The sequence below is a fragment of the Nannocystis exedens genome, from assembly GCF_002343915.1.
GTDB classification, from domain to species: domain Bacteria; phylum Myxococcota_A; class Polyangia; order Nannocystales; family Nannocystaceae; genus Nannocystis; species Nannocystis exedens.
Window position 1 is genome coordinate 4,839,724 of the sequence record NZ_NETK01000001.1, and the last position, 22,206, is coordinate 4,861,929.

General features: G+C 71.7%; 21 protein-coding genes. 13 read left to right on the forward strand and 8 right to left on the reverse strand.

Translation table 11 applies throughout. The annotated features are described in order from the left end of the window. Positions 1–32 precede the first annotated feature (32 nt). From NAEX_RS19040 to NAEX_RS19055, 4 genes are all read left to right on the forward strand, one after another. The gene (locus NAEX_RS19040; protein WP_096328908.1) at positions 33–1,628 is read left to right on the forward strand and encodes an aldehyde dehydrogenase family protein; all 1,596 of its coding nucleotides are present in this window, start codon (positions 33–35) and stop codon (positions 1,626–1,628) included. A gap of 14 nt (positions 1,629–1,642) precedes the next feature. Further along, a complete protein-coding gene (locus NAEX_RS19045; RefSeq protein WP_096328909.1) occupies positions 1,643–2,605 on the forward strand; it encodes a hypothetical protein in 963 nt (320 codons plus the stop codon). After that, positions 2,602–3,369 carry a polyamine aminopropyltransferase gene (locus tag NAEX_RS19050; protein WP_096328910.1) on the forward strand — a complete coding sequence of 256 codons (768 nt, stop codon included), beginning with the start codon at positions 2,602–2,604 and terminating at the stop codon, positions 3,367–3,369. The genes NAEX_RS19045 and NAEX_RS19050 overlap by 4 nt, the downstream gene beginning before the upstream one ends. Before the next feature lie 340 nt (positions 3,370–3,709). Continuing rightward, a complete protein-coding gene (locus NAEX_RS19055; protein ID WP_100792917.1) occupies positions 3,710–4,750 on the forward strand; it encodes an STAS domain-containing protein in 1,041 nt (346 codons plus the stop codon). A gap of 81 nt (positions 4,751–4,831) precedes the next feature. Here NAEX_RS19055 and NAEX_RS19060 read toward each other — a convergent pair whose 3' ends face one another. Both NAEX_RS19060 and NAEX_RS19065 read right to left on the reverse strand, forming a co-directional pair. After that, entirely contained in the window at positions 4,832–5,542 is a 711-nt protein-coding gene (locus NAEX_RS19060; RefSeq protein ID WP_170135828.1) for a 4Fe-4S single cluster domain-containing protein, read from the reverse strand. Positions 5,543–5,774: 232 nt separating this feature from the next. Further along, positions 5,775–6,581, reverse strand: coding sequence for a pseudouridine synthase (locus NAEX_RS19065; protein WP_096328913.1), 807 nt, complete (start codon positions 6,579–6,581; stop codon positions 5,775–5,777). Positions 6,582–6,643: 62 nt separating this feature from the next. Here NAEX_RS19065 and NAEX_RS19070 point away from each other — a divergent pair, with 62 nt between their 5' ends. From NAEX_RS19070 to NAEX_RS19090, 5 genes are all read left to right on the forward strand, one after another. Next, entirely contained in the window at positions 6,644–7,243 is a 600-nt protein-coding gene (locus NAEX_RS19070) for an RNA polymerase sigma factor (protein WP_170135829.1), read from the forward strand. A 73-nt stretch (positions 7,244–7,316) separates the two neighbouring features. Then, on the forward strand, positions 7,317–7,862 hold the full coding sequence (locus NAEX_RS19075) for a hypothetical protein (protein ID WP_143140475.1): 546 nt from the start codon (positions 7,317–7,319) through the stop codon (positions 7,860–7,862). Next, positions 7,859–8,404 (forward strand): YfgM family protein, encoded by a 546-nt coding sequence (locus NAEX_RS19080; protein ID WP_096328916.1) that lies wholly within the window; start codon positions 7,859–7,861, stop codon positions 8,402–8,404. The genes NAEX_RS19075 and NAEX_RS19080 overlap by 4 nt, the downstream gene beginning before the upstream one ends. Before the next feature lie 71 nt (positions 8,405–8,475). Continuing rightward, positions 8,476–9,024 (forward strand): hypothetical protein, encoded by a 549-nt coding sequence (locus NAEX_RS19085; RefSeq protein WP_096328917.1) that lies wholly within the window; start codon positions 8,476–8,478, stop codon positions 9,022–9,024. Continuing rightward, positions 9,011–9,736, forward strand: a complete 726-nt coding sequence (locus tag NAEX_RS19090) for a hypothetical protein (protein ID WP_096328918.1) — start codon at positions 9,011–9,013, stop codon at positions 9,734–9,736. Before NAEX_RS19085 ends, NAEX_RS19090 begins: the two co-directional genes overlap by 14 nt. A 52-nt stretch (positions 9,737–9,788) precedes the next feature. On the opposite strand, the gene NAEX_RS19095 is transcribed toward NAEX_RS19090, so the two are convergent. Then, positions 9,789–12,113, reverse strand: a complete 2,325-nt coding sequence (locus NAEX_RS19095) for an Rv1355c family protein (RefSeq protein ID WP_245913756.1) — start codon at positions 12,111–12,113, stop codon at positions 9,789–9,791. Between the two features lie 397 nt (positions 12,114–12,510). Here NAEX_RS19095 and NAEX_RS19100 point away from each other — a divergent pair, with 397 nt between their 5' ends. Next, positions 12,511–12,939 carry a hypothetical protein gene (locus tag NAEX_RS19100; RefSeq protein ID WP_143140474.1) on the forward strand — a complete coding sequence of 143 codons (429 nt, stop codon included), beginning with the start codon at positions 12,511–12,513 and terminating at the stop codon, positions 12,937–12,939. A gap of 117 nt (positions 12,940–13,056) precedes the next feature. On the opposite strand, the gene NAEX_RS19105 is transcribed toward NAEX_RS19100, so the two are convergent. From NAEX_RS19105 to NAEX_RS19115, 3 genes are all read right to left on the reverse strand, one after another. Continuing rightward, a complete protein-coding gene (locus NAEX_RS19105) occupies positions 13,057–13,788 on the reverse strand; it encodes a CoA transferase family protein (RefSeq protein ID WP_143140473.1) in 732 nt (243 codons plus the stop codon). A gap of 227 nt (positions 13,789–14,015) precedes the next feature. After that, the gene (locus tag NAEX_RS19110) at positions 14,016–16,289 is read right to left on the reverse strand and encodes an Rv1355c family protein (protein WP_096328922.1); all 2,274 of its coding nucleotides are present in this window, start codon (positions 16,287–16,289) and stop codon (positions 14,016–14,018) included. A gap of 129 nt (positions 16,290–16,418) precedes the next feature. Continuing rightward, entirely contained in the window at positions 16,419–17,060 is a 642-nt protein-coding gene (locus NAEX_RS19115) for a bifunctional 4-hydroxy-2-oxoglutarate aldolase/2-dehydro-3-deoxy-phosphogluconate aldolase (RefSeq protein WP_096328923.1), read from the reverse strand. 287 nt (positions 17,061–17,347) lie between these two features. On the opposite strand from NAEX_RS19115, the gene NAEX_RS19120 reads away from it, so the two are divergent. From NAEX_RS19120 to NAEX_RS19130, 3 genes are all read left to right on the forward strand, one after another. Next, the gene (locus NAEX_RS19120; protein ID WP_096328924.1) at positions 17,348–18,070 is read left to right on the forward strand and encodes a rhomboid family intramembrane serine protease; all 723 of its coding nucleotides are present in this window, start codon (positions 17,348–17,350) and stop codon (positions 18,068–18,070) included. Continuing rightward, on the forward strand, positions 18,057–18,881 hold the full coding sequence (locus NAEX_RS19125) for an SDH family Clp fold serine proteinase (RefSeq protein ID WP_096328925.1): 825 nt from the start codon (positions 18,057–18,059) through the stop codon (positions 18,879–18,881). The genes NAEX_RS19120 and NAEX_RS19125 overlap by 14 nt, the downstream gene beginning before the upstream one ends. A gap of 296 nt (positions 18,882–19,177) precedes the next feature. Beyond that, a complete protein-coding gene (locus NAEX_RS19130; protein WP_143140472.1) occupies positions 19,178–20,359 on the forward strand; it encodes a glycosyltransferase family 2 protein in 1,182 nt (393 codons plus the stop codon). On the opposite strand, the gene NAEX_RS19135 is transcribed toward NAEX_RS19130, so the two are convergent. Then, positions 20,326–21,084 carry a lysophospholipid acyltransferase family protein gene (locus tag NAEX_RS19135; protein WP_170135830.1) on the reverse strand — a complete coding sequence of 253 codons (759 nt, stop codon included), beginning with the start codon at positions 21,082–21,084 and terminating at the stop codon, positions 20,326–20,328. The genes NAEX_RS19130 and NAEX_RS19135 overlap by 34 nt on opposite strands. A 146-nt stretch (positions 21,085–21,230) precedes the next feature. Beyond that, complete coding sequence (locus tag NAEX_RS19140) at positions 21,231–22,184, reverse strand: alpha/beta fold hydrolase (RefSeq protein ID WP_143140471.1); 954 nt, start codon at positions 22,182–22,184, stop codon at positions 21,231–21,233. Between the last annotated feature and the right edge of the window lie 22 nt (positions 22,185–22,206).

Below are 22,206 nucleotides of genomic sequence, written 5' to 3' on the forward strand. Positions count from 1 at the left end.
CAGGCGGCGGTTTGCGGTAGGGTCCCCGCGCCATGGACACCGCCGCCTCGCCGAAGAGCCTCGCCGCCGCGCGCTCGACCATCCCCTGCTCCGACCCGGCCACCGGCGAGTCGCTCGGCGAGGTGCCGGTCATGGACCGCGCCGAGGTCCACGCCCGCCTGGAGCGCGCCCGGGCTGCGCAGGCCGCGTGGGCGAAGACGAGCTTCGCCCAGCGCCGCCGCGTGGTGCGCCGGATCCTCCAGCACCTGCTCGACCACACCGACGAGCTGTGCCGCCTCATCAGCCGCGACTCCGGCAAGACGCTCGAGAACGCGACCGTCGAGATGTGGCCGATCTGCGAGATGCTGCGCTGGAACCTGGCCCACGCCGAGCAGGCGCTCAGGCCGCAGAAGGTCTCGTCCGGCGTGCTCATGCACAAGGCCGCGCGCATCGAGTACCACCCGCTGGGGGTGATCGCGGCGATCTGCCCGTGGAACTTCCCGCTGCAGAACGTGCTCGCGCCGGCGATCCCGGCGCTGATGGCCGGCAACGCGGCGATGATCAAGGTGTCCGAGTGGACGTCCTGGTCGGCGCCGCGGATCCAGCAGATCTTCGACGAGGCGCTGCGGGCCGAGGGCCACTCGACCGACCTCGTGCAGCTGATCACCGGCTACGCCGAGACCGGCGCGGCGCTGGTCGGCGCGGGCGTCGACAAGGTGATCTTCACCGGCTCGATGGCCAACGGCAAGCGCGTGCTGCAGACCGCGGCCGAGACGCTGACGCCGGTGATCCTCGAGCTCGGCGGCAAGGACCCGATGATCGTGTGCGACGACGCCGACATCCACCAGGCGATCCACAACGCGCTGATCGGGACGTTGACGTCGGCCGGCCAGCTGTGCATGGCGGCCGAGCGGATCTACGTGTTCGACGCGGTCTACGACGAGTTCGTCGCCGCGGTCGCCCGCATCGTCGGCGGCCTGCGCCAGGGCCCGCCGCTCGGCGGCGGCACGGTCGACGTCGGGGCGATGACGATGCCGGCCCAGGTCGACATCGTCGAGCGCCTGGTCGCCGACGCGGTCCACCGCGGCGCGCGGATCCTCGCCGGCGGCAAGCGCGGCCCCGGCGGGCAGTACTTCGAGCCGACGGTGCTGGTCGACGTCGACCACGACATGAAGATCATGCGCGAGGAGACCTTCGGCCCGGTGATCGCGATCATGCGCGTGCGCTCGGAGGAGGAGGCGATCCGCCTGGCCAACGACTCGGCCTACGGGCTGTCGTCGTCGGTGTTCTCGCGCGACCGCGCCCGCGCCGAGCGGATCGCCCGCCAGATCGTCGCCGGCTCGACGGTGATCAACGACTTCGCCATGCACTACATGGCCCACGAGCTGCCGTTCGGCGGCGTGCGCGGCTCGGGCTTCGGCCGCCTCAACGGCCCCGAGGGCCTGCGCGGGCTGTCCAACGTCAAGGCCGTGATCACCGACCGCCTGCCGATCCACGCCGCCGTCGAGATGTACCCGGTCCGCCCCGGCACCTACGAGCAGGGCAAGGCGATCCTCCACATCCTCTACAGCACGAGCCTGGCCGGCCGCGCGCGCGGGCTCGTCGACATGGGCAAGGCGCTGTGGAAGCGCGCGACGGCCGGGAAGTAGCTGCCTCTGAGGACATGCTCGCAAGGGCATGTCGCGGCGGGGCGCTGGTCCTCCTGGCCGCCGGCTGGGCCGCCCTCCGCCTGCAGATGAACGGCGAGTACAAGGGCGCCACGTGGGCGCAGATCGCCGAATTCACCGCGCCGCTGCCGTTCGGCCACCGGCCGCTGATGTCGCTCGTCGCCTGGCCGCTGCGCGCGGCGACCGACTGGCCGCTGGCGCTGGTGTGGGGCGCGCTCGAGGCCGCGGCCGCGCTGGCGCTGTGGTTCGCCCTGCGCGCTGCGCTGCGCCCGCTCGTGGGTGCGCGATGGGACATGTTCTTCGCGACATGTTTCTTCGCGCTGCTGGCGTTCCCGTTGCTGCTGAAGCACAAGTGGGCGGTGTTCTACCCGTGGGACACGCCGGCGATGGCGTTCACCGCGGGCGGCCTGGCGCTGGTGGCCAGCCGGCGGTTCGCCGCGGCGACGGCGCTGTGCTTCGTCGCCGCGCTGAACCGCGAGAGCGCGGCGCTGATCCCGGCGGCCGCGCTGGCGCTGCACGTCGGGCTCTCGAGACATGTCCTGAGGGACATTTTCGAGGTGATCCGGCCGGTGCTGGCGATGACGGCCGCGGTGGCCGCGGCGCGCCTGGCGGTCGCGCTCGCGCTGCCCGACAACCCCGGGCCCGCGCTGCACTTCGCCCTCGGAAAGAACACGCCGCGGTGGCTGCACAACCTCGAGTGGCTGGCGGAGCCGGTCCACTGGTTGTGGCTGCCGATGTACTTCGCGCTGCTGCCGCTGGCGTGGGTGCTGCTCTGGAAGAGAATTCCGGCCGAGCACCGGCGGCTCGCCCTGGTCGCGCTGGCGTGGTTCTTCGGGCTGATGCTGGTCGCCAACATCTACGAGCCGCGCGTCTACGGCGAGATCCTCGTGCTCCTCTACGTCCCCGTCGCGGCGGCGGCGTGCCGCTGGCTGCGCGCTGATACACTGGGCGCGGCATGACCAAGATCGAGCTGACGCCGGCCCAGAAGCTGGAGATCTTCGAGGAGTACCAGCGACGCATGCGCAGCTGCGTGCCGTGGGACGCGGCGATGAAGTGGGCGCCCGAGCTCAACATCGTCGGCGCGTCGTACCGGCCCTTCATCGCCTTCCCGGAGCTGGCGCCGAGCGACGCGCCGGTGGCCGAGCTCAACCCGGCCGAGCACGCCGACTCGCCGAACAAGCTGTTCCGCTACTGCATCCGCCTGCACCGCGCGGGTCGTCGCCTGCTGACATGGTGGGGCTCGCAGACGGGCTCGGTGATCTTCGACAGCGACGTGCCGATCCCGGCGATCTTCCAGTGCCGCGAGGGCGAGCCGGGGCTGTGGAACGAGTCGCCGTGGATGTCGCTGACGCCGGCCGAGCTGATCACGCTGCGCGAGGGCACGCGCCTGGCCAAGGGTCGTGTGGTGATCGCCGGCCTCGGCCTTGGCCATCAGCTGATCGAGGTGTCGCGCCGACTGCAGGTCAAGGAGGTGGTGCTGGTCGAGCTCAGCCAGGAGCTGGTCGACTTCTATCTGCCGAAGATCCGCCCGCACTTGAAAAAACGGCTGACGGTGATCGTGGGCGACGCGTTCGCGGTCCTGCCGACGCTCGCGGCCGACGTCGCGCTGGTCGACATTTTTCCGAACTACGGCGGCAACGAGGCGGCGATGCTCGAGCTCCGCCGGCGCTGCCCGAAGATCAAGAAGCTGTGGGGCTGGGGCACGGCGACGATGTCGCTGTGACTCCTGGAGCCGGGGCCGTTGAGCTGCGGTCGAGAAGGGCGAGCGACAGACGCTTACCTGCCTCATGAGGCATGTGGCGTCGGCCCGTCGATGCAGCTCTGGTCGACGGAACGAGGCCGTGCTTCGCCGCCGCGCTCCTCGTTCGCAATCGCGAGGCGACGACGGAGGATGTCCGCACGCGCGGCGCATCCACCGGCGTCGCGCGCTGCGACCGGCGGCACGGACGCGGCGAGAGCGGCGAGCTCGGCGCCGCTGCGACTCGGAGCGCCTTCTCGCGCGCGGGTCGAGTGGTTGGCCAGACAGGAGCGAGCGGCTAGTATCACGGCGTTTTGGAGGGGGCATGAGTCTGGCCGAACGAGCTGCTCGTGTCGCTGCGATCGCACGCGCCGCGACCAGCGACGCCGACGCGGCGGCGCAAGTGATGGCCGCGCTGAAGAGCGACGGCGGTGACGCGGTGGAGGCCGGGCTTACGGCGCTGCTGCAGCTGTCGGACGACCGCGAACGCGACGACTGGACGCTCGCCGGCGCGTTCGCGCAGATCTCCGCGCTCGCCGGCGAGGTGCTGGGCGTGGCGCGCGCCGGGGTGTGGCTGTTCGCGGCCGATCACGCGGCGATCGAGTGCGCCGACATGTTCGAGTCGGCGACGCGCACCCACTCGCGCGGGGCAATGCTTGAGCGCAAGGATTTTCCGATCTACTTCGATGCGCTCGAGGCCGTGCGCGTGCTGGCGGCCGACGACGCCAACGAGGACCCGCGCACGCGCGAGTTCTCGGCGATCTATTTCAAGGAGCACGGCGTGGCCGCCACGCTCGACGCGCCGGTGCGCCGCCGGGGCGGCTTCGCGGGGCTCATCTGCTGCGAGCACGTCGGCCGGCCGCGACCGTGGCGCGACGACGAGAAGATGTTCGTCGCGGCGCTGGCCGACGCGGTGACGATCTCGCTCGAGACGGCGGAGCGCCGCGCGGCCGAGCAGGACCTCAAGCACCAGTTGGCGCTGGTCGAGGCCCAGCAGACGGCGATCGCCCGCCTGTCGTCGCCGGTGCTCGAGGTGTGGGACGGCGTGCTGGCGGTGCCGCTGATCGGCGGCTTCAACGCGGAGCGCCGCAGCGCGGTGATGGAGGCCCTGCTCGACGCCGTCAGCCGCCAGCGCGCGCGCCACGTGCTGCTCGACTTGACCGGCGTCGACGCGATCGACACCGCCACCGCCGACGCGCTGATCAAGCTGGTCCACGCGGTCCGGCTGCTCGGGACCCACTGCATCGTCTCGGGCATCACGCCGGAGGTCGCGCAGGCGCTGGTGGGCCTCGGCGTCGACCTGTCCGACCTGCAGACGACGCGCACGCTGAAGACGGCGCTCGAGCTGTGCATGCGGCGGCGGTGAGCGGGCGCGGCCGGGTTTCCTGTCCATCAGGACAGGTCGACGAGAACCCAGCGCCGGGTCGGTCCCGACCAATCATGCTCCTCAGGACATGCTCTTGAGGACACGTCGCAGGAGGTCGGGCGCGCCGTGGGCGGTGAGGCGGCCGGCGGCGTCGATCTGCAGCTCGACGTGATCGCGGCCGCGCCACAGCGCCGGGTCGGCGTGGCGCGGCGTGAGGTGGACGATCTGCTGGTTGGTCGAGCCGATCCACCGCCGGCCGTCGGGCGGCTCGCGGCGGCGCGCGTCGAAGCGGCCGTCGACGAGCGTGTCGGCGGCGTCGAGCAGCGCGCGGGCCTCGGGCATGGCCTGCAGCTCGGCGTGGGTGCGACCGGTGAACACGAGGGTGCCCAGGCCGAGGGCGCGGGCGGCCCGGCACAGCGCGGCGACGGCCTCGGCCTGCTCGCTCGGTTCGCCGCCCAGCACGGTGAGGCCGGTGATCGCGTGGACGTCCCGGGCCACGCGCAGCTCGTCCGCCAGCGACGCCACGGCCAGGGACTCGCCGCCGTCGCGGGCGAAGAGCTCGGGGTTGCAGCAGCCGGGACAGCGCAGGTCGCAGCCCTGCACCCACACCGCGAACCGGCGCCCCGGGCCCTCGGCCTCGGTGCAGGCGACCCGGGCGGCGACGCGGAGCCGAGGCTCGCCGCCGCGCTCGCGTCCGCGCGACGGTGAGTCCGCGTGGGAATCACATGTCGTTTCGGACAGCGAGCTCGCGGGCGGTTGCCCGGCCGAGGGAGCAGGTGTCCCTGCGGACATGTCGCTCGCCGGGAGCCTCGACCGGGGGCGCATCGCCGCCGCTCCCGGAGGAGCTGTTGCTCCGGACAGGACGATCGCCGCCGACCGCGCGGCCGGAGCGGCCCTGCTCGCCCCCGACCGCCGCGGAAGCTGCTTTTCCGCCGGCATCTTGCGCGTCACGGCGTTCACGACCCGGGTGGGGTCGGCCGATGCGGCGGGGTCGCTCGCCGGTGAGGATGGCTCTTCGGACATGTCACTCGTCCTCGAGCAGCGGGTCGACAGGCACGTCCTCGGCGGCCTCGCCCGGGGTCAGAGGCGCCGGGTGGAGCGTGCCGGCGAACAGGGCGTGCAGGTCGATCTCGCGGTGCTCGCCGGCGGGCAGGTCGCGCGGGAGCTCGAGCGGGCCGAACGAGACGCGGCACAGGCCGAGGACCTCGGCGCCGAGGGCGGCGAAGATCCGCCGGACCTCGTGGAACTTGCCGGAGGCGATCGTGATGCTCGCCAGCGCACCTGTCCCTTCGGGCACGTGAAGGCCGGGGTGGACCTCGCCCTCGGCGAGCGGACGGAGCTCGAGGATCTCGGGGCGATGGCCGTCGTCGAGCTCGAGCTCGGGCGGCGGCGCGCGCCACGGGCCGGTCAGGGCGGCCTGGTAGGTGCGGCGCACGGCGTAGCGCGGGTGGGTCAGCCGGTGCAGCAGGGCGCCCTCGGTGGTCCACAGCAACAGGCCGGAGGTGTCGAGGTCGAGGCGACCGACGGCCCGGAGATCGCGCCCGAGCGGCGCGTCGCGGACCAGCTCGTAGGCGGTGCGGTGGCGATCGTCGCGCAGCGCCGTGACCACGCCGACCGGCTTGTGCTGCAGGAGGTGATAGCGGACCCGCAGCACCCGCGGCTCGTCGTCGAAGATCACCGTCCGCGGCAGGGCGCTCGGCGCGATCTTCAGCCCCGGGTCCTTCAGCGGTTCGCCCTCCGGCGTCCGCACCCGCCCGGCGCGGACGGCCCGGGTCACCTGCCCGCGCGACAGGCCGAAGTTGTGGGCGATGAGAAGGTCGAGCCGCGGCACCCCCGAAGCCTAACCTCGCCGCGCTCGCCACACCGACGAAAAGCGCGATAGTCTCGCGGCGCGTGGGTCGCCCCGAGCCGCTCCCCGACGAACGCAGCGTGGTCGAGAAGGCCGCCGCCGGGGACCGCCGCGCCTTCGAGCGGCTGTACCGCGCCTACGCGCCGACCTTGTTCTCGTACGTGCTGGTGCCGATGCTCGGCGACCGCGACGACGCCAACGACTGCCTGCGCGAGACCTTCCTCTCGGCGTACCGGCACTTGCCCAACTTCGTGTGGCAGGACGCGGGCATCTATCCGTGGCTGAAGACGATGGCGAAGAACAAGGCGCGCGACCTGCTGCGGGCCTCGGGTCGGCGGCAGCGGCTGCGCGGCGCGTTCGAGGAGCACCTCGGCAACGCCGGCGCGACCGAGCCGAAGAACCCGGCCGAGGAGGAGCTGCAGCGCGACGCCCTGCGGGTCCGCATCGAGGCCGTGCTGTCCGAGCTCAACCCGCGCTACGCCCTGGTGCTGCGCCTGCGCTTGCTCGAAGATCGCCCGCGCGAGGAGTGCGCCGCGACTCTGGATGTGAAGATCGGCACGCTCGACGTGCTCCTCTTCCGCGCGTGCAAAGCCTTCCGCGCCGCGTGCGAAAAACGCGGCCTACCCGTGGGCGCCGAGTTATGACTGTCATGGCCTCGCGTAAGCTTCTTCCGGCAGCCCTCGTTCAGCCACCAGATCGCGCCTTCAGGAGGCTCGCATGACCGGGTCTGATCCGTCCGCCAGTTCCCCCAAGCCCGAAATCGGCCGCGCCGCCGTGCGCGGCGTCCTCGACCCGGCGTGGGAGGACGAGCTGCGGCGCGGCCAGGAGGCCGAGGGCGAGACCGGCTCGATCGAGGGCGAGCTGGCGATCGTCCGCCTCCTCCGCCACGCCCGGGCGCCCGAGGCGCTCACGGCCGGCGAGCTCGACAAGTTGTGGTCGGGCGAACTCGCCCCGGCGCTGACGCCGGCGCCGTGGTGGCGCCGGCGCTGGCTGTGGGGCGCCGTGCCCGCGGTCGCCACCGCCGCGGTCGTGCTGCTGGTCGTCCGCGGGCCCGAGTCGGCTTCTGCCCCCCAGGTGGCCACGGCCGAGTCCGCCGCGGCGCCGGCCGCTGCGGCCCCCGGGCCGAGCGCCTCGAAGTTGCTCGCGCAGCAGTTCGCCCAGCTCGAGCACGACGCCCGCCGCGACCTCGACGCCCGGGTCGACGACGACCGCGGCGTCCTTCGACATGACCTTTTGGCCATGTCACTCGGAGACAAGCCATGACGCGCCACACGTGGATCGCCACGCTCCTCGGCGCCGTCGTCGGCGCCGGCGTGATGCTGGCCGGCCTGGCCCAGGCCGGGCGGCTGGCGCCGGCGCCGCGGCCCGAGGTCCTCGTCACCCTCGCCCAGACCGTCGAGGCCGAGCACCGGCGCGTCGACCTGCTGCTGAAGCAGCGCGACTACGCCGGCGCGATCGCGGCGCTCGAGCAGATGCGGACCATCGCCTGGCCCGAGCCCGCGGTCGCCGGCGACGCCGCCGCGGTGCTGCGCCACGACGTTTATGGCCGCCTGGTCCGCCTCCGCCTCGACCACCCCGACGTCGACCCCAAGACCCCCGACGCGCTGGCCGAGCTGGTCGGCGAGGGGCTCGGCGCCGATTACAAGGCGATCGCCACCAACGCGTTCACCGCCCGCCTCGTCGGCCTGCGCGGCGAGATCGCCGAGAAGCAGGGCCGCGACGGCGACGCCCTCTCCGCCTACGAGGAGGCCCTCGACATGAACCGCGCGCTGCTCCAGCAGGCGCTCGCCGGAGCCGCGCCATGAGCGAGACGATCGGGCCTGTCCGTTCAGACCTGTTCCTTCAGACCTTGCGTTTCAGACCTGTCGCGATGCACATGTCCCTGCGAACACTCTCGCTCGCGCTCGCCGGGCTGACCCTGACCGCCTGCACCAAGCGGGCGGTCGAGACGGCGCCGCCGGCGACCGCGGCGGACGTCGCGGCCGGGCCGGAGGACATCGACGCGCTCGAGGCCCAGCTGGCCGCGCGCGAGGACCAGCTGCGCGCGCTCGGGGCGGCCCCGCCGGCGGCGGCGAGCGGCGGCGGCGAGGCCGAGCCGACCAAGTCCGAGCAGCTCGACGCGCAGGCGGACGCGGACGCGCGGGCGGGCGACCGGACGGCGAAGTCGGCCGAACGGCAGGCGCCGGCCGCCGGTGCCGCTGCGCCCTCGAGCGCACCGGTCACCCAGGCGGAAGCCGCCGCCGAGCCGCCGTCCGCCGGGCGCTGCGAGTCGGTCTGCGACATCACCACGTCGATCTGCCAGCTGCGCGATCACATCTGCGACCTCGCGCCGCGCCACGCCGAGGAGCCGCGCTACCAGCAGGCGTGCGAGCGCGCCACCACCGACTGCGAGTTCGCCACGGAGGCCTGTCATGCGTGCTCGTGATCTCCTCGGCGCCTCGCTGTCGCTGCTGGCCGCCTGTGCCTCGCAGGACGCCGAGCGCTTTGCCACCCCCGCCCCGCTCGACGCCCCCGCGCCGCTGCCCCCCGAGCGCGAGGAGGCCGAGCGCGACAACGTCGACGACGAGCTCGGCCTCGCCGAGTACGAGCGCCTGCTCGCCGACAAGGAGACGCGGCTGCGCGCCGCCGGGGTGTTGCTAGCCGCGCGCGAGCCGGCGCTCCAGAGGGAGGCCAGGGGCGAGGCCGGCTACGCGCCGCCGCCTCCGCCCGCTCCGGAGCCGATCGGGGGCGTCGCCAGCGAGGAGCAGGCGACCGCCGCCAAGTCCAAGCGCACGCGCAAGGACGCCAGCGGGGGGCGGGCCGCCGACACGCCGACGGTCGCCGAGTCGGCCGCGCGCGGGCCGGTGAAGAAGGCGCCGACGACCACGAGCCCCGCGGCTCCGCGCGAAGAGAAGGTCCTGTACAACGTCGACGCGAAGCCCGCGGCGGGCGCGTCGAGCCCTGCCGCCGACGAAAACGCGCCGGCGAACCGCTGCCAGAACATCTGTGACCTGTCCGCCGCGACCTGCGAGCTCGAGGGCAAGATCTGCGACCTCGCGTCCCGGCACCCCGGCGACCCGCGCTACGGCGACCTGTGCCGGCGGGCCGACGACGACTGCCGCCTGGCCGCCGAGGCCTGCCAGCGCTGCTCGCCGTGACTCACAAGACAGTCGCGGTCCTATTCGTCAGGACATGTCCCCAAGGACATTGTCAGGACCCCGCCCCGCTGACGTGCAAGATCTCCGCGACCGGGCGGCGCAGCGACTGCAGCGTCGGCGCCTCCGCCTGAGACACGCGGAACAGCAGCACCTCGGCCTGCTCGGGCCGGACCGGGAACAGCCGGGTGAAGCGGGGGCGGGCTTCGGCGAGCGCGGCGACGGCGGCCTCGCTGAGGCCCTCGCCGCCGTGGCGCGCGCGCAGGAACATGTACGGCAGCGTCGTCATCGGATAGATCGCCAGCTCCAGCGTGTGCGCCACCAGCCACATGCGCTGCAGCGCTTGCCCGCCGCGGAAGAATTCGTCGGCGCCGACGCGGGGCATGGTCAAGAGGCCGACGGCCGACGCCGAGGCGATCGCCTTGGCGGCCGACTTGCGCAGGCCGCGGCCGCCGTTCAGCGTGCGCAGCAGGACCAGGGCGTCGCGTCGGCGGCACATCGACAGGCCGGCGCGGTCGGCCGCGCTGAGCTCGAGCGACTCGATGTAGATGCCGTCGCGGGTCGCCTCGGCCTCCTCGGGGGTCCAGCGGACCTCGCGGAACATCTCGCGGTTGAGCCGGTCGTCGATGATGCGCTGCTGGTCGCCGATGCCGACGAGCTCGGCGAGCTCGGCCAGCTCGGCGTCGCCGCTGACGAACAGCAGCTGCGCGCCGGCGACCGAGGCGGCGGCGGCGGCCAGCGCGGCGTGGTGGGCCGGGTCGAACGGCGCGCGGCCCGAGTTCTTGCGGTTGGTGTGGCGCAGGCCGAGCACGCCGGCGAGCTCGTCGCGCCAGTGCGGCGCGGCGCTCGGGCCCGGCGCGGGGAGGCGCTCGAACACCGCGGCGAGGTCGGGCTCGTCGGCGCTGGGGAACACGAGCTGCGCCAGCTCGAGCCCGCGGGCGTGCGCCGCCAGGCGCAGGCTCTCGGCGGCCGCGCCGAGGGCCGCGACGCCGCCGAGGGCGCGGAAGTCGGCGAGGCTCTCGGAGCGGGCGCGCTCGTGGAACAGGAACAGCCGGCCGCCGCGCAGCAGCCAGCGCCACGGCTGGGTGTTGCCGCCGGACGGGGCTCGCGCGGCGACCTCGACCAGCTCGCGCGCCAGCTCGGGCGGCCACGCGAGCGCGGCCGGGCGCCGCTGCGACCAGCGGTCGGCGGCGCGCTCCATCCCCTCGACGGTCCACTCGGGCACGCGCGGCAGCTCGAGCTGCCCGTCGGCGCCGCTCGGCGGATCGTTGGGCACGATGTTCTCGATGTCGGCGATGAAGCGCCCGGAGTAGTTCATCTGCCCGAGGTTCATGCGCCGGACGATGTCGGCCGCCGCGCCGCCGCCGTAGACGACGCACGAGCCGAGCTGCGGCCAGGTCTTGATGGTCGACTCGATCTCGATCATCGAGGTGACCATGCGGCTCGACATGGTGCCCTCGCCGATGATCTTGAGCACGTAGGGGATCTTCTCCTCGGTCGAAAGATTGGCGATCCGCTCGGGCTCGATGTTGCCGACGAGGCCGTGGAAGATCGGCCGGGTCGGCTCGAGGTCGAAGCGCTCGACGTCGATCAGCGAGCGGTCGCTGGTCTCCATCAGCACCGGGATCCGGTGCAGCCTGGCGGTGACGCGCAGCTTGAGCTTGATGTCGATGCTGTCGCACTCGTCGATCAGCACGTCGAGCTTGCCGCCGCGGAGGAGGAACGCGGTGAGGTTGTCGTCGTGGACGCCGACCGGGTAGAGCACGACCTTGAGGAAGGGGTCGATCTCGGCGATGTCGCGGGCGGTGATCAGGACCTTGGAGACGCCGAGGTTGTGGACGGAGCTGCGGATCCGGTTGAGGTTGGACAGGTCGAGGCGGTCGAAGTCGGCCAGGCGGATCTCGCCGACGCTGCGCTCGAGCGCCATCGTCGTCGCCACCGTCTGCCCGACCGACAGGCCGACCACGCCGACCCGCTTCTTCGCCAGCCGCGCCTGCTCCTCGGGCGTCAGCTTGTACTTGTTGCGGTTGGTCCGCAGCTCGACGAACTCGGCCTCGTCGAGCAAGTGGACCAGGCGGGCGGCCCACGGGTAGTAGACCCACACGCCGTACTCGTCCGGCGGCGTCTCGCCGAGGTACAGCCGCACCCGCTCGCGCGCGGCGAGGTCGCTGATCCGCTCGCTCGGGTTGCGGGTGCGGATCAGATCGATGAGCTGCTCCTCGATCGCGTCGTAGACCTGCAGGCCGGGCACCTCGTCGAGCAGCTTCGACAGCGAACGCCGGTCTTCGCTGACGGCCAGGCGAAAGAGCTGAGGTCGCCACGCCTCGCTCTCGTAACGCGCCTCCAGCAGCCTCTTGCCCAGTCGGTCCCCTGTTTCCACGTGCTCTCCCGCCGCTGTCTTCGCGCCCGCGCGGCCGTTTCTCCCCGCCATGATAGGCTGGGCTCGTCGCGTCGATCCACCGCAGCCGGCGCGCTCGATCGCGCCCGCTCGGCGCCGCGGGCGCGAACCTGGAGCCGCACGCCGCTTGCGGGCGGTAACGCTCGGCACGGCCGATCCGCCGGGTCCTCATGACATGCCCTTTCCGGCATGTCGCAAAGGACATGTTTCAAAAAACAGACCGATCGCCGCAGCGAGCGCAGCATGCGCAAACCCCGCACCGTCGTCTCATGGGCGAAATCGCGCACTCTCGGCGGCCCGGTCCCGACACTCTTGGTCTATACTCTCGCAGGCTCAGCGGGGTCCGCACCGCCGCCGCCACGCCAGAAGAAGCGCGCCCATGTCCGCCCCCACGATGGCCTACTCGCTCTACCACTCGGTGCTGGTGGCCGTGCATACCAAGGACAACCCCACCGACGAGGAGTGGAGCGGCTACGTCGACTTCGGGCGCAAGCAGATGGGCAAGTACACCAGCTCGCTCGTCATCTCCGAGGGCGGGGGTCCCAACGCCACCCAGCGCGGGGCGATGAACGACCTGCTCGAGGCCAACAACTTCAAGGGCAAGGTCTCGGTCGTCACCCTGAACCGCCTGGTCCGCGGCATCGTCACCGCGATCAGCTGGTTCAACCCCAACATCAAGGCGTTCACGACCGTGCAGGTCCCGCTGGCGATCGAGTACCTCGAGATCCCGAAGGACCACCACGAGCGCCTGATGGCCGAGATCAAGCGGCTGCGCGAGAAGATCGGCATCTCGAGCGCGATGACCTAGCGGGCGCGCGAGCGCAGAGCGAGCGCAGCCGTCCCAGACGCCTGCAGCCCGCGTGACGCGACCGCGATCGACGGGCCGCATCGCCGCGGTGAACGATGGTCCGCGCGGCGCGACGTGTCACGCCGGGTGCTCGGCCTGCGCGATCGCGGCGAGGTGCTCGGACGGCGAGGGGACAGGGACGTGCTCGCTGGGCTGCACGGGCACGTGCTCTTCGGTCTCGGGCGACCAGAAAATCGGGCAGTGCATGCGCAGCGCCTGGCGGAGGCCCAAGATCCGCCACTTGTGCTCGGGCTCGGCGGTGGCGAGGCGGACGGGGTCGAGGAGAATGACCTTCGAGAAGTAGCGGGCGTCGGGGTACGAATGGACGCCGAGGCGCGGCTCCGCGGTGAATCCGATCGGGGCCCAGTGGTTCACCACATAGTGGTGCGACAGCGCGATCAGCAGGTTGGTCTCGCACAGCGGCGCAGCGGCCACGGCCGTGCGTACCAGCGCATTGCTCAGCTTGGTCCCGCGGTACCGCGAATAGGCCCACAGGCCGCACACCTCGGCGACACCGTGCTGTCGCCGGCTCTCCAACAATCGTGCGAGCTGTGACAGTTGCGACAGCGTGTGCTCGACCGGCAGCTTGGTGCCCGGAAAGCTTAGGTGCAGTCGCAGACCCCCGACCATCGCCCCGGTCTCGTCGCGGGCGACGAAATACACCACGCGGCCGCTCAGCAGGTCTTCTTGCGCGACCTCGCTGACCGCAGCTTCCGCCGAGAACTCCTCATAGCAGGCCCGCTGGGCCTGCGAGAACTCGTCCACCACGGACGGCTCAAGATGCGGGTTCACGAGGGAGAGCGAGAGCATGTGTGGAACCACCGTCCATGTGTGGAAAGGGCGCGGCAACCCTCACAAGCACGCAAAACCCTGTTTGCCTCTCGCCACCGCATGTTCGGTCGAGAGTACGGGAATCACCTGGCAGTGTCAAGGCGCGCTGCTTTCTTGCACATGCAGCAAATGTGTGCTGCAATACACAAATTGCAACGAGTTTGCGGTCTTTGAGCCCCTCCTCGTCGCGGTCCGGTGGCAGGGGCTCACGGCGATTTCTTCTCGGGAAGCGGCGCCGAGAACACGGCATCGACCGGTCTGCGTAAGGTCCGCAACGGCGCGGGGTCTGCGTAGGAGAGGCGAAACAGCAGGATCTCGACATCGGCGAGCGCGACGGTGAAAGCACGAGTGAAGCGCTCGCGCATCTCGAGAAAGCGCTGAATCTCGCGTTTGTCGAAGCCGGCGCCGTGGAAGCGCTCCACCCGGGCGAACATATCAATCAGCGTGTTCATCGGATGGATGGCGACCCCCAGCGCGCTGGCGGTGAGCCACAGTTGTTGCATCGCCTGGCCCCCGCGCACCAGCGCCGTCGGCGATTGGCCCGGAATCGTGAGCAGGCCTACCGCTGCGGATGAGGCTAGGGCTTGGACCGAGGACATCATCAGCAAGCGCCCACCATTCGTGTCTCGGAGCACCTTGGCGACATCGGTGGAGCGGAGTAGTTGAAACGCCGCGAAGTCCATCGGTGTCACTGCCAGTGCCTCGACGCGAATGCCGTCCTGGGTGTCGTGGGCCTCGGCCTCGGTCCAGCGGATCTGGCGCATCGTGGGGCCGTGAAGCGACGGGGTGAGCAGCCGCAGTCTCTCGGCCTCACCGATCAGTTGCCCGAGCTCGCCGAGCAGCGCGCGGTCTGTACAAAGTTGCAGCTTGGCCCCGCTGTCGCGGGCGGCTGCCGTCAACGCTTGCACATGTACCGGCGACAGGTGCGCGCGGGTGCCGAGGCCGCGGTTGGTGTTTCGCCGCGGGATCTCCTCGAATAGGGGGTCGTCGGCCGGTCCGCCGGCGCGCAATCCCAATCGCACCTCCGCGACCAGGGACGGGTCTTGCTTGGCCGGGAACAGCTGAATGTTGGCCTCGCGACCTTTGACCCCCGCCGCGATCTGCAAATTGGCCAGCGCCCCGCCGATGGCCACCAGCGCCCAGTGGCGGCCGATCTCGTCGCGTCCGCCGCCGCCGCGCTCGGTGTCGTGGAACACGCGCAGGACGCCGTCGCCGTACTCGAATCGCCACGGCTGGTCGTTGCCGTGCGACGGCGCCATGATCGCGTACTGCACCAATTCACGGACCTCCCCGATCTCGCGGAGCCGGCGGGGGTGGCTCAGGTCGGGCAGCGGCGGCGAGGTGACCTCGGCGAGCTGCCCGCTGACGTCGATGTAGACCCGGCCCGAGGCGAGCGGCATGCCGAGCGCGAGGCGGCGGACCGCGGTCGTCGTCGTCGCCCCGCCGAGGGTCACGTCGGAGCCTAGCTGGGAGAACCCCTTGAGCGTGAGGTTGAGCTCGAGCAGCGAGGCGGCCAGGCGCGGCGAGATGGTGTGGAGGCCGGCGATCTGCAGAATGAGGCCGAGGCGGGCCGGGGGCGGCAGCGAGTTGACCTGGTCGGAGGTCACGTTGCCGACGAGGCCGTGGAGGATCGGGCGGTCGGGCTCGAGGTCGAAGCGCTCGATGTCGAGCATGCCGCGGTCGCTGGTCTCCATCAGCACCGGCAGCCGGCGGGCGCGCGCCTCCTCGCGGAGCTTGAGCTTGATCTGGATGCTGTCGCACTCGTCGATGACGATGTCGACGCGGTCGCCCGGGCCGGTGCCGTCGATGAACTCGCCGATGTTCTCGGGCGTGACGCCGTCGGTGAACAGCACCAGGTTGGCGTACGGGTTCTGCTCGAAGATCTGGCGCGCCGCGATGATCGCCTTGTTGAGCCCGAGGTGATGCACCGCGCAGCGGATGCGGTTCATGTTCGACAGGTCGAGGGTGTCGAAGTCGGCGAGGCGGAGCTCGCCGAACACGCCCTCGAGCGCGAGCGTGACCGCGACCGCGTTGCCGACGCTGAGGCCGGCGAGCGCGATCTTGATCTTGCGCAGCCGAGCCTGCTCCTCGCTCGTGATCTTGTTGCGGTTGCGATCGGAGCGCAGCTCGGTGAACGAGTCGGGCGGCAGCAGGTGGACCATGCGCCGCGACCATGGGTAGAAGGCCCAGCGCCCGTAGTTCTGCGGCGTCTGTCCGTCGAGGAGGCGCTCGATCTCCTGCGCGACCTCGTCGTCGGTGTAGTTCTTGCTCGGCGTCCGCGAGCGCACGAGGTCCTTGAGCTGGGCCTCGAGCATGTCGTGGATGTACACGACCTCGCCGTCGTTCATCAGCTCGTCCATCGCCTCGGCCTCGGCGGGCACGGAGCGATCGAAGATCAGCGGGAACCACGACTCGCGCTCGGCGGACGCGAGCACCTCACGCCACGGAGCCAGAGTCTTCGGCAAACGGCGCGCAGGCATCGACGGCTCCTCAGGCAACGCGGCGCGTGTGCTCGGCTCGCAACGCTTTGACGATAGCGCAAGGCGCGCGAAGTCGACAAGGGCGGCGCATCGCCTTCACTTCCCCACGTGTCGGCGCGAGCTCGCGGTTCATGCGGCGGCGCTCCGGACGGCCGCCAGCAGGGTCGTCGCGCGCGCCCCGATCGCGGCGAAATCGGCGGCGTGCATGAGCTCCGGGGCGAACAGCGGCGTCGTGAAGCCCACGCCCGCGGCGCCGGCCTGCAGCACCGCGGCGGCGTTCGCGGCGTCGACCCCGTTGGTCGGCAGGAGGTTCAGGAACGGCATCGGCCCTCGCACCACGCGGACGTACGCCGCGACGTCGCCGGGCGACGGGAACAGCTTCTGGGCCGCGGCGCCGGCCGTGTGCGCGCGCCACAGCTCGGTCGGCGTGAAGCAGCCGGGCACCGCCGCGGCCCCGAGCGCGCGCGCGCGGGCGACGACGCGTTCGTCGAGCACCGGCGAGACCAAAAATCGCGCCCCGGCGCGGACCGCCTGCTCGGCGGCCTCCAAGTCCATCACCGTGCCGGCGCCGACGGTGAGCCGCGCGTCGGCGGCGAACTCTGCGACGAGGCCGAGCACGTCGGGCGTCGTCATCGTGAACTCGAGCACGCGGAAGCCCGCCTCGACGGCCGCCCACATCGCCGCGGCGGCGCGGTCGCGGCTGGTCGCGCGCATGATGGCGACCGCGCGGTGCTGGGCGAGCGCCGCGGTGAAGGCTGTCTCGGAGGACATGCTGGGGCCATCGTAGGCCAACGGCCGCTCGCGCCGCAAGTTCGCCGCCGGACCGAGGCAAGGGTGAGCCCGAGGTGAAGCGCACCCGGTCGCCCGCGGAGGCGACCGCGCAGCCCCGCGGCCAGCGGCGGTCACGCAGGGTGTGATGCTCTGCGCCTCGCGGCGACGACCGCCCTCGCTTCGCCCGGAGCGGCGGCGACGGGCTCCCCGGGGGCCGAGCGCGCCGCCGCGGCCGGCGAACTTGCCGCTTGCCGAACGCGGAGCGACGCCTCACAAGCAGCAGCGCAGTGCTCCCGCTGTACGACACGATCCCCAGCCGCTACCCCGCGGTCGCCAACTGGCTGCTGATCGCCGCACATGTCCTTGTGTTCATGTTCGAGCTGGGCCTGTCCGACCGGGAGCTGCTGCGGGTGCTGTTCACCTTCGGCATGGTCCCGGCCGAGCTCACCGCCGGCCCCCCTGCCCCGTACTGGTCGCCGCTCACCGCCGTGTTCCTGCACGGCGGCTGGGTGCATCTGATCGCCAACATGTGGACCCTGTGGATCTTCGGCGACAACGTCGAGGACCGCATGGGCCCGGCGCGCTTCGTCGCCTTCTACCTGGCGTGCGGCGTGTGTGCCTCGCTGGCCGAGCTGATCGTCCATCCGACCTCGACGCTCCCCGTCATCGGCGCGTCGGGGGCGATCGCCGGGGTCATGGGCGCCTACCTGGCGATGTACCACCACGCGCGGATCGTCCTCCTGATCCCGCTGTTCTTCTGGCCGCTGTTCGTGCAGGTGTCGGCGCTGTTCTTTCTCTTCTACTGGTTCCTGGTCCAGATCGTGAGCAGCAGCCTCGAGCCCTCGCTCGGCGGCGTGGCGTACTGGGCCCACATCGGAGGCTTTGTCGCCGGCTTCGTCCTGCACCGTCTGTTCCTCCCGCCCGGCGGGCGCGCCCCCTGCGACGACGAGGGGGCGCTCGCGCGCGCCTGGGAGCTCCCGCCTCGCGGAGGTCGTCGTGTCCGTCTCTGAAATCTTCTGGCTGTTCTTCATCCTCGTCACGCTGCAGCCGGCGCTGAAGCAGCGCCTGCTCGACGCCTCTCGCGCGCGCGTGATCGGCGCCATCGAGCGGCAGCGCGGCTCGCGGGTGATCCTGCTGGTCCACCGGCAGGAGACCATGAGCCTGCTCGGCTTCCCGCTGATGCGCTACATCGACATCCAGGACAGCGAGGCCGTGCTGCGCGCGCTCGACCTCACCGATCCGAACATGCCGATCGACCTCGTGCTGCACACCCCCGGCGGCCTGGCGCTGGCGGCCTCCCAGATCGCCCGCGCCATTCACCGCCGCCCCGGCAAGGTCACCGTGTTCGTGCCGCACTACGCGATGTCCGGCGGCACCCTGATCGCCCTCGCCGCCGACGCGATCGTCATGAGCCCGCACGCGGTCCTCGGCCCGGTCGACCCGCAGATCGGGGCCAACTCCGCCGCCTCGATCCTCGCCGTCGTGCGCGACAAGCCGATCCAGGAGATCGACGACCAGACCCTCATCTGGGCCGACCAGGCCCGCAAGGCGCTCGCGCAGATCCGCGAGCTCGTCCGCGAGCTCACCGCCGCCGACCGCGACACCGAGGCCGGCCGCCGCCTGGTCGAGCTGCTGTCCGAGGGCCACTTCACCCACGACTACCCGATCACCGCCGGCGTCGCCCGCGACCTCGGACTCCCTGTCTCCGAGGACATGCCGCCGGAGTTCATGCGCCTCATGGCTCTCTACCCCCAGCCGACCCGCCAGCGCCCCGCGGTCGAGTTCATCCCGTCGCCCTACCGCAAGGTCGACGAGCGCTGACTCGCGTCAATAAAAGAAGGAAGACCTCATCGCCTTCGCGGGTGATTCGGATGGTCTTGGGGACAGGTTAATCCCGCGGGTGTCAGCGGCTCGCTTATGACCTGTCCCCCGGACATCTCGAGCTCAGCCGCCTTCGCGGACCTCGCAGCAGCCCTCGGCCGCGGCGCCCCCGGTCCGCGCGCGACAACTTGTCAGCCGCGGTCCATCGCGGTTGGCATCGCGTCGTCGTTCGCTGCCGGTCCTCCGCGTTTTTCGCCGCGCCGCTCGCGGTCCGGGGCTTGCACGGCGCGGCGGCCATGCGATCGTGGACCTCGCTGTTCGTCGCGCTGAGCGCGTCGTGGTGGCTGTTTCAGACCTTCAGGCTGGCGCGGGCGATCGCCGGCCTCCCGCGCGTCGCCGACATGCCGCGCGAGACGAGGCCCGCCTGGCCCCGCCTCTCGCTCGTCGTGCCCGCGCGCAACGAGTCGACGCACCTCGGCGAGGCCGTGCGGACCCGCCTCGCCGAGGGTTATCCCGAGCTCGAGGTGGTGGTCGTCGACGACCGCAGCGACGACGACACCGGCGCGATCGCCGATCGGCTCGCGGCGAGCGATCGCCGCGTCACCGTCGTTCACGTCGACGCGCTGCCGGACGGCTGGCTCGGCAAGGTCCACGCGATGCAGCGCGGCCTCGATCGCGCCAGCGGCGACTGGGTCCTCTTCAGCGACGCCGACATCCACCTCGCGCCCGGCACCCTCGAGCGGGTGATCGCGTGGGCCGAACGCGAGGGCGTCGACCACGTCGCCGCGCTGCCGTCGATGACCGCACGCCGCAGCCTCGAGCCGACGCTGGTCGGGTTCTTCCGCATGCTGACCACGCTCGTGCCGCTGACCGCGGTGGCCGATCCGGCCGCGAAGACCGCGGCCGGCTCCGGGGCCTTCAACCTCGTGCGACGCAGCGCGCTCGACCGCAGCCCGGGACTCGAGTGGCTCAAGATGGAGATCGCCGACGATTTCGCGCTCGGGGTCATGCTCAAGCGCTCGGGCGCTCGTCAGGCGATGGTCGTCGGCGGCGAGTTCGTCCGCCTCGAGTTCTATCCCTCGTTCGCCGTCTTCCAGCGCTCGCTCGAGCGGACCGGCGCCAACGAGTCGGCGCCGGCCGTCATCGCCGTGATCGCGGTGCTCGTGCTGCTCGAGCTCGGGTGGCTCGCCGGCTTCACGCAGCCGGGGCCGGCGCGCTGGCTGGCGCTCGCCACCTTCGCCGTCGCCGCGAGCACGCAGTACGCCGCGAGCCGCTGGCTCAGCATGCCGCGCTGGCCCGCGGTGCTGCCCGGGGCGTCGATCGTCCCGCTCGGCTGGGTGCTGGTCCGCTCGGCGGTGCTCGCGTGGCGCCGGGGCGGGGTGCTGTGGCGCGGGACGTTCTATCCGACGGCGGTGGTGCGGGCGGGGATCCGCCTCGGCCGGCGTCAGCCGAAGATCGGCAGCAGCCGCTCCTCGTAGAGCGAGTCGAGCATCGTCTGCATCGTCTGCTCGACCGTGTCGTAGACGGTGGGGGCGCGCTCGGCCGCCTCGACCTCGCAGCAGGCGCGGTCGTGGAGCGCGAGCGGCTGCCCGACCTGGAACGTGATCTTCGACGGCAGCGGCAGGTAGGGCAGCGCGCAGGTCGGGCCGAGCAGCAGGCCCCAGGGCGCGGCGAGGATGATCGGCAAGGAGCTGATCCGGGCCCACTTCTGGGTCTGCATCAGCCGCGCCAGCCGGTGGCCGCGCGTGAGCACGATCATCGTCTCGTGGCTGCCGGCGCTGACGACCGGGACGATCGGCACACCTGCCCGAAGAGCCAGGCGCGCGAAGCCCTGGCGCTGGGCCAGGACGATCCGGCGGCGGTCGCGGAACGGGCGCATCGACTCGACGTCGCCGCCGGGGAACACCAGCACCTTGTGCCCGGCCTCGAGCAGCGAGCGGGCCTGGCCCTTGCGGGCGCGGATGATGCCGACCGACTCGAGCAGCTTCGCCACCCGCTTGAAGCGGAACAGGATGTCGTGGGCGAGGATGAAGACCGGCTGGTCGTAGCCGCGCTGGCGGTAGTACTCGACCAGGAACAGGCCATCGACCGGATTGAGGCCGCCGTTGTGGTTGGCGACGATCAGCGCCGGACCCTCGGGGACGTTCTCGATCCCGCGCACCTCGCAGCGGTGGTAGCGGGACAGCACGTCGAAGCCGGCCACCGCCGACCGCAGTGCCGAACGGCACACGCCCCCTGCGAGATCGCCGGAGCGCGTTGCTGAGTTCACGGCAGGGGCCGCGCGCAGCGTCGGGGGGGGCGTCCCCTCAGCTGCCTGCGGCGCGAAGCCCTCGAGGGGGTATGGTCGTGCTAGGCGGATGCTCGAAAAGTGTCATGACCCGGGGCACACGTCGAGCAGCGCTGTGAAACATCCTGCGCAGGCAAGCGCCGCGCGAAATCGAGCACGCGCCGGGTCAGCGCCGCGGGTTGCTCCATGAAGCCGATGTGACCGAAATCGGTGAATTCCTCGATCTCGGCGTGTGCGGGCAGATTTTGCGCGAAGAAGCGATAGTGCGCGCGCGGCAAGATCCGCTCCTCGCGCCCCCACACGAAGAGCACGGGCATGTGGAGGCTCGCGAGCTCGGCCGGCGTGAGGAGCACGGAGGGAGAGATCTCCCCGAGCAGTTGGCGCAGCTGCGGATGGTTGAAGCGCCGGCGGAGGTTGTGCGCGATCGGGTGACGCATGAGGGGCGGCACCTTGGCGAACACGTCGTCGACGAATTCGAGCGCCTGGTCGTAGGTATCGATGCGGAACCGGTCGAGGAAGGCCGCGTGCTGGGCCGGCGGCAGCGGGGCGCCGCCGGGCGAGACGAGCGCCAGGCCGCGGACCATGTGCGGGCGGGCCAGGGCGTAGCGGATCGCCACCAGGCCGCCCATGGAGTTGCCGAGGATGAGCGCCGGCTGGTCGAGCACCTGGTCGAGCGTCTCGACCAGCGCGTCGAGCAGCACCGTGGGCGGGTCACCCGGCCGCAGCAGCGCGGAGAAGCCGTGGCCCGGCATGTCGGGCGCGATGACCCGGCGGACGTGCGGCTGGAAGCGCTTCAGCAGGCCGCCGTAGCACACGGCGTGGGCGGCGAGCCCGTGCAGCACCACGATCGGCGGCAGACCGCCGCCGCCCGCCCCGTCCAGCACGTGAATGTCGCCGACGCGGGTGGCCACCCGGCGGCTCTTCAGGCCGGAGACGTTGAGGACACGACGGGCGAGTCGCTCGGGCAGGGTCAGCATGCGATTAGGAGACTTCAGAGCCCCAGGAAATGTCCACAAAGCGGCGCGGTAAGACCGTGCT